The sequence below is a fragment of the Zongyangia hominis genome, assembly GCF_014385095.1.
Lineage (GTDB): Bacteria > Bacillota > Clostridia > Oscillospirales > Ruminococcaceae > Zongyangia > Zongyangia hominis.
Genome location: NZ_JACRTC010000001.1, coordinates 649,747 through 668,201, shown reverse-complemented (window position 1 = coordinate 668,201; position 18,455 = coordinate 649,747). Strand labels below are relative to the sequence as shown.

Below are 18,455 nucleotides of genomic sequence, written 5' to 3'. Positions count from 1 at the left end.
TAATGAAAAGCGTTGAAAAAAGGACAGCGGCCGCCGCCGCTGTCCTTTTTTCACACAGGGGGACCGCTTCACATAGGAATAAGATGGGACTGCCGCCAAATGTTGAACGATTTGTTAAATTTTATGAGAAAGCGAAAAAAATAAAAAAAGGGCTTGATTTTTATAAAAAATCGGCTAAAATATTAGTTAGCACTCGGGAATATTGAGTGCTAAAAATTTGTTTAATCAAAACCAACATACAAGGAGGAACTACTAATGACAATCAAACCTCTTGCTGACAGAGTCGTGATTAAAATGGTGGAAGCCGAGGAAACCACCAAGAGCGGCATCATTCTGGCCGGCAACGCCAAAGAGAAACCCCAGGTTGCCGAAGTAATTTCGGTGGGCCCGGGCGGCATGGTCGACGGCAAAGAAGTGAAAATGTACCTCAAAGAGGGACAGAAGGTCCTGATGAGCCAGTACGCAGGCACCAATGTGAAAATCGACGGCCAGGAATACATCATCCTGCGCCAGTCCGACATTCTCGCTGTGGTAGAATAAGCATAAGAACAACGAAACATAGTTTTATTGGAGGAGTTTATTATGGCTAAGATTATTTCCTACGGCGAAGAGGCAAGAAAGTCTCTGCAGGCCGGTATTGACCAGCTGGCGGACACCGTCAGAATCACCATGGGCCCCAAAGGCAGAAATGTAGTTCTCGATAAAAAATTCGGCGCTCCGCTGATCACCAACGACGGCGTTACCATCGCCAAGGAGATCGACCTGGACGACCCGTTTGAGAATATGGGCGCGCAACTGGTCAAAGAAGTGGCCACCAAAACCAACGACGCCGCTGGCGACGGCACCACCACCGCCACCCTGCTGGCCCAGGCGCTTGTCAACGAGGGCATGAAGAACGTAGCCGCTGGCGCCAATCCCATGGTCGTCAAAAAAGGCATCAAAAAAGCGGTGGACGCCGCTGTCAGTGAGATTGTCAAAAACTCTAAGAAGGTTTCCGGCACCGAGGACATCGCCCGTGTCGCTTCCGTTTCCTCCGGCGATGAGACCATCGGCACCCTGATTGCCGAGGCCATGGATAAGGTGACCGCCGAGGGCGTCATCACCGTCGAAGAGTCCAGAACCGCCGAGACCTACAGCGAGGTCGTGGAAGGCATGCAGTTTGACCGCGGCTATATCGCACCCTATATGGTTACCGACACCGACAAGATGGAAGCGGTCCTCGACGACGCCCTCATCCTGATCACCGACAAGAAGATTTCCTCTATCCAGGATCTGCTGCCCCTGCTCGAGCAGATCGTACAGGCCGGCAAGAAGCTGCTCATCATCGCCGAGGATGTGGAAGGCGAAGCGCTGACCACCCTGGTTGTCAATAAACTCAGAGGCACCTTCACCTGCGTCGCCGTCAAGGCCCCCGGCTTTGGCGACAGAAGAAAAGAGATGCTCCAGGATATCGCCATCCTGACCGGCGGCACCCTGATCTGCGACGAACTGGGACTGGATCTCAAAGAGACCACCATGGCGCAGCTGGGCCATGCGCGCCAGGTCAAAGTTCAGAAGGAGAACACCATCATCGTCGGCGGCGCCGGCAATCCTGAGGAAATCAAGGCGAGAGTTGCCCAGATCAAAGCGCAGCTGGATGTTTCCAAGAGCGACTTTGACCGCGAGAAGCTCCAGGAGCGCCTGGCCAAGCTGGCCGGCGGCGTTGCCGTTATCAAGGTCGGCGCGGCCACTGAAATTGAGATGAAAGAGAAGAAACTGCGCATCGAAGACGCACTCTCCGCAACCAAGGCGGCTGTGGAAGAGGGCATCGTGGCCGGCGGCGGCGTGGCGATGATCAACGCCATGCCCGCGGTGGAGAAAATCATTCCGTCCTGCGACGGCGATGAGAAGACCGGCGTACGCATCGTCCTCAAAGCGCTGGAGTCCCCCATCCGCCAGATCGCGGAGAACGCAGGCCTGGAAGGCTCCGTCATCATCGACAAGATCCGCCGTGCCCGCAAGGTCGGCTATGGCTTTGACGCCTACAACGAAAAGTATGTCGACATGATGGAGGCTGGTATCGTCGACCCGACCAAGGTCACCAGAAGCGCACTGGAAAACGCCGCTTCTGTGGCAGCCATGGTGCTAACCACCGAGAGCTTGGTCACTGACAAGAAAGAGGAGAACCCCGTTCCTCCCATGCCCGCCGGCGGCCAGATGGGCGGCATGTACTAAGAGACACCGCAAAGCCTTGAAATTGCTTGATTTTTTGAGCGTGCAAAAGCGGATTTACGCCAAACTTACGCCACTTACGCCAAAAATTCAAGCGCATTATAGGGTAACAGAAATCGGCACCTGCCAAAAAGCAGGTGCCGATTTTACTTATTTTCGTTTCCGTTTTCCCTTGCCGTGGGTCATGGTTGTTTTCCCACGCTGACTGATGGGAGTTTTCAGGTGCTTGGACAGCTTCAGCACCTCGATCAAGTTGACAAACTGTTCCATCGTAATGGCATCATAATCAATCCCCAATGTGGCAAGCAGTGCTTTTGCTTTCTTTTCCTCGACGCTCCCCTCAAAGTTCATCGCATCCTGCAACTGCCCCTGTACGGTTGCGACAAGGGATGTTTCATCTGCCGTCATGGTATCAGGGCGGTGTTCACTCCGTATATCACGGAGAATATCTTTCAAATCGCCCGCAATCAGACTTCCGAAATACTCGTCCTCTCTGATCTGCGCGACTTCCAGTGTCCGCAGGTGCAGATCATTTTCCTCGCCGCCGTTTTTCATCAATGTCATCTGCCGGACTGCTTCCAGCACGGCGTTCATGTCGTTGACCCGCATATCCGCGATCCGGTCAACGTAAATTTCTGTGTCCAGCATAAACCGCTGGAAATCTTTATGGCAGATCAATTCCGACAGCAGCCGATGATTGAACTTGCCCGTTCTCAATACTTCGATTGCATCATCACCCAAATGCAGAGCGTCCAGCTCTGTGTTTGGGTGATTTTTTTGTTCTGTCAGCCCCAGCAGATAGTCGGTGGTCACGCCGTAGAACTTTGCCAGCTCTACCATGCTGAACGGGCTGATGTCCTTAAAATCATCGGCTTCGTATTTTCCCAGCGCAGACTTTGAAATACCTGTTTCCGCAGATAGCTGTTCCAGCGTCAGACCGCGCTCCACACGCAGGTCTTTGAGCCGTTCCTGAATGGTGAGTTTTGGCTGCATAGCGGTGTCCTCCCTTCAAATTTCTGCCCTTTTCCGGTCTTGTCCATAAGCGTGGAAATTTGCATTTTTTGGCGCGTTTTCCGACCTCTTGGATATACGGGAGAGGGCTATATTTTTCACTAAAATGGTCTTGCAATCGCACCTGAACCTTGAAAATTGCATGACCGTCCGAACGGGATATGTTCTCTGGCGAAGTGCCGCATCCAGCGCACCAAGGAGAACGAAACGCCGGGAGCGATCCTCCGGGCAGGAACGACGTTCGGAAAGAGCGGCAAAATCAAACGTAAAAATCAAAGCAAGTGAAAACAGCGAAATAGTTTTCCGCTCTGTGCGGTTATATGCACGGAATAGAGCGCTATTCAGCAGTGAACGACGTTTGTCGTTCAACATGATATTTCTCCGCTTCACGCAAAGACACATCAAACGGCAAAAGCTGCGGGTGTTGCCCGTGACCAACGTATCATTGGCAGTATTTTCAGCCGAAAGCCGTGCATCAAAAACCAGCGCCCTATGGCGAATAGGTGTCACGATTTGACAAACCTATTTTACCATAGAGCGCAACGAAATAACAGGAGGAAGTTTTAATATGAGAAAATCTGAAACTTATCGCAACGAGATCAAGTCCTACATCGTCCGCACCGGCATGACCATGACCGAGGTGGTGGACTACCTCTCCGACGAGTACGGCTGGAGCCGCAGCGTTCCCAATCTCTCCGGCAAGCTCAAGCGCGGCTCGCTCCGCTATGGCGAGGCGGTGGAACTGGCGGACGCGCTGGGGTATGACATTGTGTGGCAGAAGAGAAAATAAAACTTTTGGGCTTGTGCCTTATATGGTAAAATCATATAATGTAGACATAAAAATAAGCAGGAGGTAAATTGCATGAAAAAGAGACAAATTTCCGAGAAAATGTTAAACGCTTTCTTGTCCGGAGAGCTGTCTTCCTTGCTGGAGGCCGTCAAAAAAGATGATACTTTAGACTTGGAACTTCGTGGAGACTCCGTGAACATCTATTACCGTGGAGGGAGCATTTTCAAAATTGAGGAAATCAACAACTCGTTCTCGATATCTTTTGATACAAACTACTGTACAGAAGACTCTGCAAGCCTTAGCAGAAATCCATCTCCTGCAGAAGCAGTCTCAAATCTTCCCTTTTATAAGCAGGCCATGGACTGGTGGTTTCACAAACATCCAAAATATGAACGAGAGTTCCAACAGGTAATCGCGCGGGAAAACAATAACCACGGCAAAATTTCCAACGGCACAGACTATTACATTGCCGACATTGAATTTGCTGACGGCAGCGCCAGATTTGACATGGTAGCACTAAAATGGCTGTCCAATGGCGCCGTACGAAAAGACACTAGCCGAATTTCTCTCGCACTGATTGAAGTCAAATATGGGGACGGTGCATTAAAAGGGACTGCCGGAATTGAGAAGCATCTGGAGGATTTTCAGGCGTTTCTCAGTGACAGGGAAAAAGTAAGTGATTTCTGCCGGGACATGTCTCTGGTATTTTCCCAGAAGTGCCGGCTGGGACTGGTAGATGGTCTTAATGAAAGACAGTATGATGTTAAAATCAGTTCCTTGGACCCGGAAGTGATTTTTCTCTTCGCAAACCACGATCCAGAGAGCAAAATTCTTCCTGCTCTTCTAAAAGAAGTTGAGCCGGATAAGTATCCCTTCCCCATTCTGGTTGCAAATGCCTCCTATATGGGCTATGGTCTTTATGCCGAACAGATGAAGCAGATAAAAGGCAAATAATTTTTTGCACTACCACCCTGTTGTCGCGGCGGTTTGCTATACTGTCCTCAAAAACAGGAGGATGGTTTTATGGCAGAAGAACAATTCACACAGGGCAAAACCGTTCTGACGGGGGACGATGTGACCTGTCCGAACTGCGGCAGTCACAATGTGTACTGCGTTCCGTATCCAAAAGTAGAGTTTGGTATCTGGTTTTTTCTGTGGCTGATCGTTGCGTTCGGCGGTTATATGCTCTCAGTGCTTGTCACGATAGTGGGTATTGTTTTCTGGAGCATCGCATTGGTGATCCGGCTGAAACAAAACAAGCTGGCAAAGCAGTATATCCGGATGCGGTGCATCACCTGCGGAACAAATTTTGATGTGGCAAGAAGTGAACTCGCGAAAGGGGGCAGCAGCAAATGAGTCGGGACTATCGTATCAATACCTTCGGTCTGACCGAAGAACAGAACGCACTCGTTGAAGATAATATCCCGACACGGGACTATGAGGTTTTTGACACCGATGCGCCGACCGACCTGATCGCAATCAACTGTGAGGTACTGATCATCTATGCCCCGGAGATGGACCAGGATTCCATCGGCATGATCTTCGATTACTATTCGCAGGTCAACGGCTGCACCGACGAAACCGTTATCTGGCTTGGAGAGCCCAAACCTCCAAAAGAGCTGCAAAAGTTTTTCAAATGCTACGATTCCTTTGATGCAATCACGGACAAGCTCAAATATCTGCTGCTCACGGCACACAGCAAGAGTAAAAAGGCGCACGAATACAGTGAAAAGTTGGTAAACGGGCTGAAAATCCTCGCCTTGATCCGGAGTCATCCTGGCATCTCCACGCAGAAACTGGCTGAGCTGACCGAACTACCGCTGCGCAGTGTACAGCGCTATATTGCCGCCCTGCAAGCCACTGGAGAATGGATCGAATATGACCGGTCACTTCGAGGCTGGAAGCTGTTTCATGGAATTTCGATGCTCTATGGCGAGGTCTGAAAGGAGGAATGGGATTGAAACTCTGCATTCATCGTGGGACGCATCAGATCGGCGGCATTGCCGCAGAAATCTCCACGGCAACGACACGAATCCTCATCGACATGGGTGATGAGCTATCCCTTGACTCCAACTTTGTCTCCGCTCCGCTGAATATTTCGGGTGTGACTGATGCCAACGGGCACTGTGACGCGGTGCTGTTTACCCACTATCATGGCGACCACACCGGTCAGATGCTGCGTATCCGCCCGGAGATTCCGCTCTATGCCGGGGCACTGGCGAAGGACATTATGCTCCAGTCAGCAGAACATGGCGGGCATAAAGATGACGCACTCTCCGCTCGGATGCAGACCATTCAAACCTTCTCTCCTGGCGAACCGTTTCTCATTGGCGACATCCAAATCACACCCTTTTGTATTGACCACTCCGCTGCGGACAGTTATCTGTTCCTCATCGAAGCCGACGGCAAGCGCGTGCTGTATACTGGAGACTTCCGGCTGCACGGGGTGCGGGGCAAGACAATGGACAAAATTCTGGACCGTCGGATTGGAAAGGTCGATGCCATCATCACTGAGGGGACGACGGTATCCCGCACGGACGGCAAAACCGTCACAGAATGGGAACTGCAAGCGCGGGTAAGGAACTATTTGCAGCAGTACAAATATGTATTCGTGCTGTGTGCAACGACGAACCTTGACCGGATTTTTGCGCTGGCGCGGGCAGTGCCGCGTGGAAAATACTGCATTTGTGACGAGTATCAAAAAACGCTGGTCAAGGTGGTTTCCGAGCGTTGGAGCAGTCTATCGACATTTTATGAGATGCCAAAGCTGAATACTCCCGGTTCCAGTATTCTTCAGGGCTTTCAAGAGCGCGGCGGGTTGATGTTTGTCCGTGTCAATCGGCAGTTTGAACGCATTATCCGACAATTTGACCCGCAGCAAAGCATTCTGCTCTATTCCATGTGGGACGGCTACCGAACAAAACCGGACAGCACCATCCCGGAGTTTCTGTCACTGACCGGAACATGGGTAGAGCTTCACACCAGTGGTCACGCATCGCCGGATGATCTGCGCCATGTGATTGAAAAGGCAGACCCGGAAATCGTCATCCCCATGCACACCGACGCACCGCAGAAAATGCAGACACTCTGCCAGAATCGTAGGGTGATTCTACTGAAAGACAGGGAGGAACTACTGCTATGACGAATGATATTTTTTGCGTCGGCTTGACACGGACGGAGCTGCAAACACTGGGCGTTCTTCTACCAATTACATTCCGGATCATCCCTGTTTCATCGGAAGCACTGGATCATGCCGCCGTCGTGCGTGTAATCGATCAGGCGCGCTGCATCATCCTGAATCCGAAGCGGCTCTCCGTAGATTTGCTGGATGATTTTCTGCGCGGGCAGGACTATCAGCGGTGGAACAATGCGCCTGTGCCGATTATTTTGTTCTCAGACACCATGACCAAGGAACAACGCCACGAGGTTTTCATGCCGGAGTATTCAATCCTTTCGGTTGATCTGCACGAGCGTTTCGACCGGAATCGAAATCTTGCGGTAAAGCTGCTCCGGGAATCGACACTTCCCTGCTGGCAGAACCGGGAAGCCATGCGCAGCAATATGTTTAACGATGCGTGGTATTTGATCGACATTGAAACGACAGGGCTGGACAGATGGAAAGACCGCATCATCGCCATTCGCATTGCGCGCATGGCAAATTACGAAATCAACTGGGAGCGACCGACGATTTATATTCGTCAAGATAAACTGCTGCCAGCACAAATTTCTGAAATTACCGGTATCACAGACGATATGCTGGCGGGCGGCGTTTCGATGGAAGAAGCATTGGAAGAACTGGACAGTCTTCCTTGCAAGGATACGCCGTTCCTGTTTACCAACGAGGATTTTGCAGCTGTCTTTCTGAATGCCGAGTACCTTCGCTGCGGGAAAACCTTTGACCGCCCGTATGTCGCAATCGACAAGCTGGCAAATATCCCATTTGGCTATCTGATGCAGCGAAAGGCGTGGAACATTCCAGCATTGGTTGGCTTTAAAACTTTGAGAAAACAGCCATTGGATGAGGAACTTCAGAAGCTGTTCGCTCTGACCGCCTGCACCTTTGAGGCGCTGCAAACTCGCTGCGATGTCCGCTGCCCAGAAGAATTTGCGAAACTATATGCGGCAGAACTCTGTGAGTGATGAAAAAATCCCTTGGTAACAAGGGCGCACTTCTATACAGGGGAAAGCCCTGTATGTGCGCTCTGCGAGGCAAACAGCCCGGACACTCCGAATGTCCGGGCTGTTTTGCGTCACTCCGTTCCGAGCAAGGGATTGCCTCCCTTGCGCTGCCATAGCAGCTATCCCAGCGCACTTTGCAGCGAAAACGGTCTGCTGGCACAGACCGTTCCCGCTGCAAAGTCTGAAAAAACCGTACCGTGAGTTAGACCGTCTACCGAAAACGTAGGCGGTCTTTTTCTATCCATTTATCAGTCAGGAGGTCAAAATCATGCCCGAAAAAGAAATTAAAGAACTGCAAGCCAAACAGGAAACATTCGAGCGGCAGCTTGTGCAGGAGCAGCATAAAATCCAACGCCTTGAGAACCGCGCCGCCTACTACGAAAAGGGAGATCGGCGCAAGCGAGCACACCGGCTTATCACTCGCGGCGCTGCCATTGAGAGCGTTGCACCGCAGACGAAGGATTTGAGTGAAACCGCGTTTTACGCTTTTGCCGAACAGCTCTTTGCTCTGCCGGACACGCAAAGGCTGCTCACGGAAGTTATCAGCAACCATGCAGGAGGTGATTGAGCATCGCACTGTTCCATTTTCATGTAACTCAGATCAAGCGCAGCGCGGGGCAATCTGCCGTGGCTGCTGCCGCCTACCGTGCCGGGGAAAAGCTGCACAGCGAATACTACGGCGAGATCAGTGACTACACCCGCAAAGGCGGAGTGATCTGTTCTGAAATCCTGCTGCCGTCACACGCCCCGCCAGAGTACGCAGACCGCGAAACGCTCTGGAACGCCGTGGAGAAAGCCGAGCGCGGGAAGAAAGCACAGCTTGCGTACAGCTTTGACATTGCCTTGCAGAACGAGTTTTCCATGCAGGAGAACATCGCCCTTGCAAGGCAATTTTTATCGGATAATTTTGTGAGCCGGGGCATGGTGGTGGACTTCGCTGTTCACTCGCCCGACAAAGGAGACGGCGGCATTTCCAATCCGCATTTTCACGTCATGTGTCCGATTCGCCCCATCGAGCCGGATGGCAGATGGGGAAACAAACAGCGGCGGGAATATGTGCTGGACGAGCATGGGGAGCGCGTTCTGGACGAGGCAGGCAATTATGTGTTCAACGCCGTTCCCACGACAGATTGGGGAAAGCCCGAAACGCTGGAAGCGTGGCGGCAGTCGTGGGCTGAACTGTGCAATGCCATGTTTGCAGAGAAGAATTTGGACTGCCGCATCGACCACCGCAGCTTTGCCTGTCAGGGTGTGGAGCAGATCCCCACCCAGCACGAAGGTCCCACCGTCCGGGCAATGGAGGCAAAGGGTATCCGCACCGACAAGGGCAATCTCAACCGCTTTATTCGGAAAACCAACGCGCTGTTACGGGAAGCCAAAGAGAAAATCGCCGCGCTGATCGGCTGGCTGAGGGATGTAAAAGCCGAGCTTGCCAAGCCCCAGCCGCCTACGCTCAACGATCTGTTGGCGCTGCATTGCAGCAACCGCAACAGGGGTGCATACAGCAACAAAGCAAAGAACGCCAATTTGCAGCGTTACGCCGAGGCGTTCAGCTTTCTGCAATCCAAAAACCTTTACACTGTGGACGATCTGGATAACGCACTTCACGCCATGCAGGATAAGATCGACGCGCTGAAAAAGTCGGCATCGGCAAAGCAATCCCGTATTAAGGAACTGGACGGGCTGCTGCGCATGGTGGACTACTACAAGTCTGGCAAGCCCGCTGCGGACAAGCTGAAATCCATCCGATTTGAGAAATCCAGGCAGAAATACAAATCCGAACACGATAACGAGTTGCGGACGTTCTACATGGCAGAGCGCAAATTAAAGCCGTATTTTAAGGACGGCAAACTGCCCATCACAGCATGGCGCAGGGAGCGCGAGCAGTTGGAGCAGGAATACAGGGACATTCAGACGGAGCTTTCGCCGCTCCATGCCGACGCGAAAAAGCTCTGGGCGATTCACTACAACATCTACGAGGTGCAGCATGAACAGGAACGCCAGAACACCGAGCTGCGGCAGAAAAAGCAGGAAATCGAACACTAAGGAGGGCGTTGCCTATTGAGTATCTTTGAAGCCGTCAAGCAGTCCGTGACCACCCGGCAGGCTGCGGAGCGATACGGCATCCGGGTGGAACGAAACGGAATGTGCCGCTGCCCGTTCCACGATGACAGCACACCCAGCATGAAGCTGGATCGCCGGTATTACTGCTTCGGCTGCGGTGCCACCGGGGACGTGATCGACTTCGTTTCCCGGCTTCGCGGGATCGGCAGCAAGGAGGCGGCAACTTTGCTGGCACAGGATTTTGCTATTCCGTATGAGGATGGCACGGGCAAAATGAGCAAGCCGCGACAACAAAATACTGACGAACAAAATTATAAGCACATGGAACGATACTGCTTCCGTGTGCTGTTGGACTATTACCGGCTGTTATGCCGCTGGAAGGAGGATTATGCCCCGCAAACGCCGGAGGACGGTTATCATCCGCGCTTTGGAGAAGCCTTGCAGAAGCTCCCGCTGGTTGAATATCTGCTGGACGAACTGTTGTGCGGGGATATGCAGGCGCGGGCGTCCGTTGTGATCGAATATGGAGAGGAAGTGAGAAAAATTGAGCAGCGAATGGCAGAGCTTGCCGCCGCAGATGAGGCAGCAGCTCAAAATTCAGGCGGGCAGTATAGCGCCGCCGATGAGCATTGAAGAAGTAAAAGCCATGCTGGACACCACGGAAAAAGGCGGTGTCCGCAACAGTATCAAGAATTGCCTGACGGTATTTCAGCACGATCCGCTGCTCTCCGGCGCGATTGCCTACAATCTGCTGACCGACCGCACCGACATTGTGAAGCCCATCGGCTACGACCGAAGCCCCGGCACCTCCATGACCGACACGGATATGAAATACATCCGGCTGTATCTGGAAGAGAATTACGACCTGACAAGTGAGAAGAAAATCATAGATGCCGCCGATCTTGCCGCCCACCAGAACAGCTATCACCCGGTCCGGGACTATCTGAACAGTCTTGCATGGGACGGAACAGAACGTATCCGCTACTGTCTGCACCACTTTCTCGGCGCGGAAGCAGACGAATACACTTTTCAGGCGCTGCGGCTGTTCCTGCTGGGTGCGATTCATCGGGCATTCCGTCCGGGCTGTAAATTTGAGGTCATGCTCTGTCTGGTGGGCGGTCAGGGCGCGGGAAAGTCCACCTTCTTTCGCCTACTGGCAGGCAAGGACGAGTGGTTTTCTGATGATCTGCGGAAGCTGGACGATGAAAACGTGTACCGCAAGCTGCAAGGTCACTGGATCATCGAAATGTCTGAAATGATCGCCACCGCCAATGCCAAGAGCATTGAGGAAATCAAGTCGTTTCTGAGTCGCCAGAAGGAGGTCTACAAAATCCCGTATGAAACCCACCCGGCAGACCGATTGCGGCAATGCGTATTCGGCGGCACGTCCAACGCAATGGACTTCCTGCCCCTCGACCGCTCCGGCAACCGGCGCTTTTTGCCGGTGCTGGTTTGTCCGGAGCAGGCAGAGGTTCACATTCTGGAGGATGAAGCCGCATCCAGAGCCTACTTACAGCAGGTGTGGGCAGAGGCAATGACCATCTACCGGGCAGGTGGCTGGAAGCTGACATTCAGCCCGGAAATGGTACGCTATCTCAAAGAGCATCAGAAGGACTTCATGCCGGAGGACACGAGAGCGGGCATGATTCAGGCGTTTCTGGACAGCTACACGGGCGATACCGTCTGTTCCAAGCAGCTTTACAAGGAGGCGCTGAACCATGCTTTTGACGAGCCGAAGCAATGGGAGATCCGCGAGATCAACGAGATTATGAACCAGTGCGTGACCGGCTGGACGTATTTCTCCAATCCCCGCAGCTTTGCCGGGTACGGCAGGCAAAAGGGCTGGGAGCGCGAAAGAGCTGCAACCGGCAGCGGCAACTCAGCCGCAAAAATCCCGGACGGCTTTGTAGAGATTACAGAGCAGATCGAGATGCCGTTCTGAAAGGCACGGTTTGTTGCAAAGCCTGTTGCTGTCCCGTTGCCGGGCTGGTTGCCGGAGAAATCCTTGTCCTGTCAGGTTTTTCTACCTTTGACAACCAAAACAACAGAAAAATAGAAGAAAAAGAAAATCGTAAATCAACCGTCAGACCGGGTATGTTTCGAGGTTTTTGGAAGTCCGTTGCCGGACTTCGTTGCCGCCTCGCCCTGCCTGGCTATTTTTATAAGGAGGGTAAACTGCCTATGAAGGAAATCCCGATTTGGGAAAAGAGCAATCTGAGCTTGGAGGAAGCTGCGGCTTACTCCGGCATTGGTATCAACAAGCTGCGCGAAATCACCAACGAAGACCGATGCAAATTCGTCCTCTGGGTGGGAAACAAGCGCCTGATTAAACGCCGCCTGTTCGATCAGTTCATCGAGCAGGCGTATTCTATTTGAAAAAGTGATGTGAAAATCATGACACAGCGATACTTTGAAAAAGTTGTCTGTTTCCGTTCAAGATCAGTGGAAATCGCATATTCGGTATGATATACTTGTATCAATCCCTATAATCGCGCTTTTCACGGAAAGGAGTTTCTGAATTGTCTGAAAAGCGCAAAGATAGCAAGGGGCGTGTTTTGAAGGATGGCGAGAGCCAGAGAGCAAACGGCACCTATGACTATCGTTATACCGATATACACAAGAAACGGCGTTGTATTTACGCCAAATCCCTGACAGAGCTGCGGAAGAAAGAGGACGAGCTGCGGCGCGACATGGCAGACGGCATCGACTATGCAGCGGGTGACATGACCGTGGCAGAGCTGGTTGACCGCTACATGAACCTGAAACGGGGCTTGAAGCAAAACTCCCTGCGGTCGTATGGTTCTGCGGTCAAGCGGATTCATGCCGACCCCTTTGGGCAGAAGCCGATCAAAACCGTAAAGCTGTCCGACGCAAAAGGCTGGTTTGTGTTCCTGCACGACAGCGGCATCAAGCAAAACACCATCGGTGTCCTGCAAAGCGTTGTCAGACCGGCGTTTGAAATGGCAGTGGATGATGACATCATTCGCAAGAATCCGTTCAAGTTCAAGCTGTCTGACGTGGTGCCAAAAGACGCCTATGTACGCGACGCGCTGACCAAGGAGCAGCAGGAGAAGTATCTTCAATTCGTGCAGGACTGCGGCGGAAATTACTATGATGACATTGTAATCCTGCTGGGAACCGGCTTGCGTGTGAGTGAGCTGTACGGTCTGACACGGGCAGATATTGACTTCGACCGACGCTGTATCCATGTGCGGCGGCAACTATGCCGGACGGCAGAAAAGCCCTATTTCGTCACACCGCCCAAAACCAAAAGCGGCATCCGAAACGTTCCTATGACGGACGCGGTTTACATGGCGCTGATGCGGGTGGTGAAAGCCAGAACTGCCCCGAAGGTGGAATTGCTGGTGGACGGTCACAGCGGCTTCCTCTTTCTGGACAAGTCCGGGATGCCGAAGGTCGCGATGCACTTGGAGAACTATATGCGGGGTCTGCAAGCGCGATTTGAAAAGGCATACGGCAAGCCTGTCCCTCGGATCACGCCCCATGTGCTACGGCATACCTTCTGCACCAACGTTCAGCAGGCAGGACTTGATGTGAAAAGCCTGCAATATCTGATGGGACATTCCAACGCCAGCGTGACGCTGGACGTCTACACGCACAGCAGCTTTGATTCCGTCGAGAGAGCCTTTGAACAGATCGCCAGCAGCCTGTAATTTTCATTGTACGAAGTTGGCTGGCTTACGCCACAACTTACGCCAATTTCCTGTCAAGTGGCGTAGATTTACGTAGAAATGTGTGAATTTCATCAAAATCAAGAAAACTGAAAAAAGCAGCTCAAAGCCTTGATAACTCTACGAGAATCTACGTTTTGCGTTATATGCGTTTTGCTTCAAAAAGTTGCGGTTTTGAAGGGCGGCATGTATTAATTCCTTGTACGTCTTTTCAAAAGAGCGGCTGTCTGCGGACAGCCGCTCTTTTTTTCATTTGTGCAGGGAAAACGGCTTTTTCCTGCAAAAGAAAGCAGGAAAAGTCAGGGGATAAGAGGCGGCGGTACCCGCGATTCCTGTAAAAATGCGGACAAATGGGACGGGATTGTAAGGAATATGTAAAAATTGCCCGATTGCCTCTGCCGCCGGGGAAGAAATCCCATTCATTTTTGACAATTGCATTTCCCGGGTCAATCGTATATGATTAGATATATATTGAATGTGAGCGAGGTATTGTGATGGTACTGAAAGCAAAATTCAATGTAGAAACTGTATTTGGTTTGGGTGGGGTGCGCCAGTTAGCGGGCATTTCCCTGCTTCCGAACAGCCTTTGTGTGCCGAATGGCGGAAAACTGCAATAAAATGAGGGCTACGTGCAAGATTTTGCATGTAGCCCTTTTCCGTTTTACTAAAAAGAGAAGGAGTATGAAACAATGGCAAAGAAAGTAGCACTGATCATGGGGAGCGACAGCGACTTCCCGGTTTTAAAAGCGTGTGTCACCAAACTCAAAAGTTTCGGCGTGGAGGTGGAAGTCCATGTCATGAGCGCCCACCGCACTCCGGAGCTTGCCTGCGCCTTCGCGTCGAGAGCCCGCGACAACGGCTTTGGCGTCATCATCGCGGCGGCGGGGAAGGCGGCCCACCTGGCCGGCGTCCTGGCGGCCCACACCACCCTGCCGGTCATCGGTATCCCCATCAAGTCGTCCACTTTGGATGGGCTGGACGCCCTGCTGGCTACCGTCCAGATGCCCTCCGGCATTCCAGTGGCCACCGTCGCCATTGACGGCGCGGAGAACGCGGCCATCCTGGCGCTGCAAATTCTGGGTGTCACCGACGAGTCCATCGCGGAAAAACTCCTCGACATGAAACAGGACATGGTGCAAAAGGTAGTCGCCAAGGACGACAAGCTCCAATCTCAGCTGTATGATCTGTAAAAAATTAATTTATGATAAACGGGAGGCAATCAAATGAAAAAGATGGAACAGCTCTATGAGGGCAAGGCAAAAAAGGTATACGCCACCGACGACCCCAATCTGGTCATCGTCGACTATAAGGACGATGCCACCGCTTTTAACGGGCTCAAAAAGGGCACCATTCAGGACAAGGGGATCATCAATAACCGCGTCACCAACCATCTGATGAAGATGCTGGAGACCAAGGGCATCCCCACCCACTTCGTGGAGGAGATCTCCGACCGGGAGACCATTGTCAAAAAAGTGACCATCGTCCCCATCGAAGTCATCGTGCGCAACATCGCCGCGGGCAGCCTTTCCAAGCGCCTGGGCATCCCCGAGGGTACCAAGCTAGCGAAAACCGTGCTGGAATACAGCTATAAGGACGACGCGCTGGGTGACCCGATGATTAACGACTACCATGTCTTCGCCATGGAGTTGGCTACGCCGGAGGAACTGAGCCTCATCGCCGACTACTCCTTTAAGATCAACGACCTCCTCACCGACTACCTCAAAGACCTCAACATCGAACTCATCGACTTCAAGCTGGAATACGGCAAAACTGCCGACGGCACCATCGTGCTGGCCGACGAAATTTCCCCCGACACCTGCCGCTTTTGGGACACCGTCACCCACGAAAAGCTGGACAAGGACCGCTTCCGCCGGGATATGGGCAATGTGGAAGACGCCTATCAGGAGATCATGAAGCGCCTGCTGGGCGAATAATCCGATTTGATAAACATGGGAGGAACCTCTGTGCTAAACAAGCTCAACGATGAATGCGGCGTCTTTGGCGTCTTTGACCGGGACGACCACGACGTGGCTTTCTTATCCTACATCGCACTCTACGCTTTGCAGCACCGCGGCCAGGAGAGCTGCGGCATCGCGGTCAACGACGACGGTGTCATCACCGCCCACAAGGACGTGGGACTGGTCCCCGACGTCTTCAATAAGGACGTGCTGGCAAAGCTGGGCAAGGGCCAGATGGCCGTGGGTCATGTGCGCTACTCCACCATGGGCAACGCCAGCCGCTCCAACGCCCAGCCCCTCTATATCCGCCACATCAAAGGCCCCATGGTACTGGCCCACAATGGCGCCTTAGTCAACGCCAGGGAGCTGCGGGAGGAGCTGGAGATGGGAGGCGCCATCTTCCACAGCACCAATGACAGCGAGGTCATCGCCTATATGATCACCAAGGAGCGGCTCCAGTGCGGCTCCATCGAAGAGGCCGTCGAGCGGGCCATGAAGCATCTGCGGGGCGCTTACAGCCTGGTCATCATGTCCCCGACCAAGCTCATCGCGGCCCGAGACCCCAACGGCTTCCGGCCGCTGTGCATGGGCACCTTGGACAATTCCACCATCTTTGCCTCCGAGAGCTGCGCGCTGGACAGCTTAGGCGCCAAATTTGTCCGTGACATCGAGCCCGGCGAAATTGTGGTAGTGGATAAGGAAGAGGAGCGCAGCATCAAGACCCACTGCGGACACAAATGCAATATGTGCGTCTTTGAATACGTCTACATCGCCCGACCCGACTCAGTCATCGAGGGCAGCAGCGTCCACGAAGCCAGACAGCGGGCGGGCGCCTATCTGGCGTTGCAGCATCCGGTGCAGGCGGACGTGGTCATCGGCGTCCCCGACTCAGGCCTCGACGCGGCGCTGGGCTTTGCCAAACAGTCCGGCATCCCCTACGGCGTGGGCTTTATCAAGAACCGCTATGTGGGCCGGACCTTCATCCAGCCCACCCAGGTGCAGCGGGAAAACGCGGTGCGCATCAAGCTCAACGCCCTGGAAGCCACGGTGCGGGGCAAGCGGGTGGTCCTCATCGACGACTCCATCGTCCGCGGCACCACCAGCGCCCGCATTGTTGATCTGCTCAAGGAGGCGGGCGCGACGGAAGTCCACATGCGGATTTCCTCGCCGCCCTTCCGCAACCCCTGCTACTTCGGCGTGGATGTGGACAGCCGGGACAAGCTCTTGGCCTGCCGGATGAGCGAGGAAGAGATGGCCCGCCACATCGGCGTGGACAGCCTGGGCTTTTTAAGCGTCGAGGACGTGCAGAAGATTGCGGGCATCCCAGGTAGCGAGTTCTGCGTAGGCTGCTTTACCGGCAATTACCCCATCGACGTGCCGGGAGAGATGCCCAAGGACAAATTTGAGCAAAAGATCAGCAAAAAACAGAAATAGAACGAGCAGGGGAGTTAATCGAACCATGAATAGTTTTAGCGACAGCTATAAAGCGGCCGGCGTCGACGTGACGGCCGGGTATAAAGCGGTAGAACTGATGAAAGAGCATGTCGCCCGCACCATGCTGCCCGGCGTTCTGTCGGGCCTGGGTGGGTTCGGCGGCCTGTTTGCGCTGGATTTGGAGGAAATTCGACACCCGGTGCTGGTGGCCGGGACCGACGGCGTGGGCACCAAGCTGAAAATCGCCTTCCTCTTAGATAAACACGATACCGTGGGCATCGACTGCGTGGCCATGTGCGTCAACGACATCATCTGCTCCGGCGCCAAACCCCAGATTTTCCTAGACTATGTGGCGGTGGGCAAGAATGTCCCCGAGCGGGTGGCCCAGATCGTGTCCGGCGTGGCGGAGGGCTGCGTCCAGGCGGGATGCGCCCTCATCGGCGGCGAGACGGCGGAGATGCCGGGCTTCTACCCCGAGGACGAGTACGACCTGGCCGGCTTCTCGGTGGGCGTTGTGGATAAGGAAAAGATTCTGGATCAGAACACCATGGAGGCGGGGGACGCCATCATCGCCCTGGGTTCCAGCGGCGTGCACTCCAACGGCTTTTCCTTGGTGCGCAAGGTCTTCGACGTGGAGAAACGGGATCTGAGCATGTATAGCGACGAGCTGGGCATGACGGTGGGCGAGGCCCTCTTGACTCCCACTAAAATCTATGTCAAACCCATTCTAGGGCTCTTGGAGTCGGTGCCGGTGCGGGCCATCGCCCACATCACCGGCGGCGGATTCTATGAAAATATTCCCCGCAGCCTCAAAGCGGGCCTGATGGCCTCCATCGAGGAAGCCAGCCTGCAAGTGCTGCCCATCTTTAAGATGATTCAGGCGGTGGGACAGATTCCGCTGCGGGACATGTACAACACCTTCAACATGGGCGTGGGTATGTGCGTCATCGTACCGGGGTCCCAAGCGGACAAGGCGGTGGAAATCCTGCGCTCTTACGGGGAAAACGCCTATGTCATCGGTGAAGTGCGCCCGGGCGAGGGAATCGAGATCAAATAAACCAGCTTTTTACTGAGCTTAACAGGCGTATGCCCCATGTGGCGGTCATGCGCTTGTTG

Annotated in this window: 22 protein-coding genes; 20 read left to right on the top strand and 2 right to left on the bottom strand. The window is 53.4% G+C overall.

Annotated features, from left to right (window positions below):
• Positions 1–2 precede the first annotated feature (2 nt).
• Genes H8709_RS02995 through groL form a run of 3 tightly spaced genes read left to right on the top strand, consistent with a single transcriptional unit; the run spans position 3 to position 2,214 of the window.
• A complete protein-coding gene (locus H8709_RS02995) occupies positions 3–206 on the top strand; it encodes a hypothetical protein (RefSeq protein WP_262396877.1) in 204 nt (67 codons plus the stop codon).
• A gap of 49 nt (positions 207–255) precedes the next feature.
• Complete coding sequence (locus tag H8709_RS02990) at positions 256–540, top strand: co-chaperone GroES (protein ID WP_262396876.1); 285 nt, start codon at positions 256–258, stop codon at positions 538–540.
• 42 nt (positions 541–582) lie between these two features.
• The gene (groL, locus tag H8709_RS02985) at positions 583–2,214 is read left to right on the top strand and encodes a chaperonin GroEL (protein WP_262396875.1); all 1,632 of its coding nucleotides are present in this window, start codon (positions 583–585) and stop codon (positions 2,212–2,214) included.
• A gap of 147 nt (positions 2,215–2,361) precedes the next feature.
• Here groL and H8709_RS02980 read toward each other — a convergent pair whose 3' ends face one another.
• Positions 2,362–3,204 carry a helix-turn-helix domain-containing protein gene (locus H8709_RS02980; RefSeq protein WP_262396874.1) on the bottom strand — a complete coding sequence of 281 codons (843 nt, stop codon included), beginning with the start codon at positions 3,202–3,204 and terminating at the stop codon, positions 2,362–2,364.
• Between the two features lie 15 nt (positions 3,205–3,219).
• On the bottom strand, positions 3,220–3,594 hold the full coding sequence (locus H8709_RS02975; protein ID WP_262396873.1) for a hypothetical protein: 375 nt from the start codon (positions 3,592–3,594) through the stop codon (positions 3,220–3,222).
• A 196-nt stretch (positions 3,595–3,790) separates the two neighbouring features.
• Here H8709_RS02975 and H8709_RS02970 point away from each other — a divergent pair, with 196 nt between their 5' ends.
• From H8709_RS02970 to purM, 17 genes are all read left to right on the top strand, one after another.
• A complete protein-coding gene (locus tag H8709_RS02970; protein ID WP_021632991.1) occupies positions 3,791–4,012 on the top strand; it encodes a hypothetical protein in 222 nt (73 codons plus the stop codon).
• A 72-nt stretch (positions 4,013–4,084) separates the two neighbouring features.
• A complete protein-coding gene (locus tag H8709_RS02965) occupies positions 4,085–4,966 on the top strand; it encodes a hypothetical protein (RefSeq protein WP_262396872.1) in 882 nt (293 codons plus the stop codon).
• A 69-nt stretch (positions 4,967–5,035) separates the two neighbouring features.
• Entirely contained in the window at positions 5,036–5,368 is a 333-nt protein-coding gene (locus tag H8709_RS02960; RefSeq protein WP_262396871.1) for a hypothetical protein, read from the top strand.
• A complete protein-coding gene (locus H8709_RS02955) occupies positions 5,365–5,955 on the top strand; it encodes a winged helix-turn-helix transcriptional regulator (RefSeq protein ID WP_262396870.1) in 591 nt (196 codons plus the stop codon). The genes H8709_RS02960 and H8709_RS02955 overlap by 4 nt, the downstream gene beginning before the upstream one ends.
• Before the next feature lie 14 nt (positions 5,956–5,969).
• Positions 5,970–7,154, top strand: coding sequence for an MBL fold metallo-hydrolase (locus H8709_RS02950; RefSeq protein ID WP_262396869.1), 1,185 nt, complete (start codon positions 5,970–5,972; stop codon positions 7,152–7,154).
• The gene (locus tag H8709_RS02945) at positions 7,151–8,152 is read left to right on the top strand and encodes a 3'-5' exonuclease (RefSeq protein ID WP_262396868.1); all 1,002 of its coding nucleotides are present in this window, start codon (positions 7,151–7,153) and stop codon (positions 8,150–8,152) included. Before H8709_RS02950 ends, H8709_RS02945 begins: the two co-directional genes overlap by 4 nt.
• Before the next feature lie 307 nt (positions 8,153–8,459).
• On the top strand, positions 8,460–8,759 hold the full coding sequence (locus H8709_RS02940) for a DUF3847 domain-containing protein (RefSeq protein WP_262396867.1): 300 nt from the start codon (positions 8,460–8,462) through the stop codon (positions 8,757–8,759).
• Between the two features lie 2 nt (positions 8,760–8,761).
• The gene (mobQ, locus tag H8709_RS02935) at positions 8,762–10,237 is read left to right on the top strand and encodes a MobQ family relaxase (RefSeq protein ID WP_262396992.1); all 1,476 of its coding nucleotides are present in this window, start codon (positions 8,762–8,764) and stop codon (positions 10,235–10,237) included.
• A 15-nt stretch (positions 10,238–10,252) separates the two neighbouring features.
• On the top strand, positions 10,253–10,888 hold the full coding sequence (locus tag H8709_RS02930) for a CHC2 zinc finger domain-containing protein (RefSeq protein ID WP_262396866.1): 636 nt from the start codon (positions 10,253–10,255) through the stop codon (positions 10,886–10,888).
• A gap of 13 nt (positions 10,889–10,901) precedes the next feature.
• Positions 10,902–12,197 (top strand): virulence-associated E family protein, encoded by a 1,296-nt coding sequence (locus H8709_RS02925; protein WP_262396991.1) that lies wholly within the window; start codon positions 10,902–10,904, stop codon positions 12,195–12,197.
• Between the two features lie 239 nt (positions 12,198–12,436).
• Complete coding sequence (locus H8709_RS02920) at positions 12,437–12,631, top strand: excisionase (protein WP_035301233.1); 195 nt, start codon at positions 12,437–12,439, stop codon at positions 12,629–12,631.
• A gap of 143 nt (positions 12,632–12,774) precedes the next feature.
• A complete protein-coding gene (locus H8709_RS02915; RefSeq protein WP_262396865.1) occupies positions 12,775–13,929 on the top strand; it encodes a site-specific integrase in 1,155 nt (384 codons plus the stop codon).
• Between the two features lie 512 nt (positions 13,930–14,441).
• Positions 14,442–14,564 (top strand): hypothetical protein, encoded by a 123-nt coding sequence (locus H8709_RS02910; protein ID WP_262396864.1) that lies wholly within the window; start codon positions 14,442–14,444, stop codon positions 14,562–14,564.
• Between the two features lie 72 nt (positions 14,565–14,636).
• Entirely contained in the window at positions 14,637–15,137 is a 501-nt protein-coding gene (gene purE, locus H8709_RS02905; RefSeq protein WP_262396863.1) for a 5-(carboxyamino)imidazole ribonucleotide mutase, read from the top strand.
• A 33-nt stretch (positions 15,138–15,170) separates the two neighbouring features.
• Positions 15,171–15,881: a phosphoribosylaminoimidazolesuccinocarboxamide synthase gene (purC, locus tag H8709_RS02900; protein ID WP_262396862.1), complete on the top strand. Its 711-nt coding sequence runs from the start codon at positions 15,171–15,173 to the stop codon at positions 15,879–15,881.
• 15 nt (positions 15,882–15,896) lie between these two features.
• Complete coding sequence (gene purF / locus H8709_RS02895; protein WP_392391649.1) at positions 15,897–17,339, top strand: amidophosphoribosyltransferase; 1,443 nt, start codon at positions 15,897–15,899, stop codon at positions 17,337–17,339.
• A gap of 25 nt (positions 17,340–17,364) precedes the next feature.
• Positions 17,365–18,396: a phosphoribosylformylglycinamidine cyclo-ligase gene (gene purM / locus H8709_RS02890; protein ID WP_262396860.1), complete on the top strand. Its 1,032-nt coding sequence runs from the start codon at positions 17,365–17,367 to the stop codon at positions 18,394–18,396.
• The last annotated feature ends 59 nt before the right edge of the window (positions 18,397–18,455 follow it).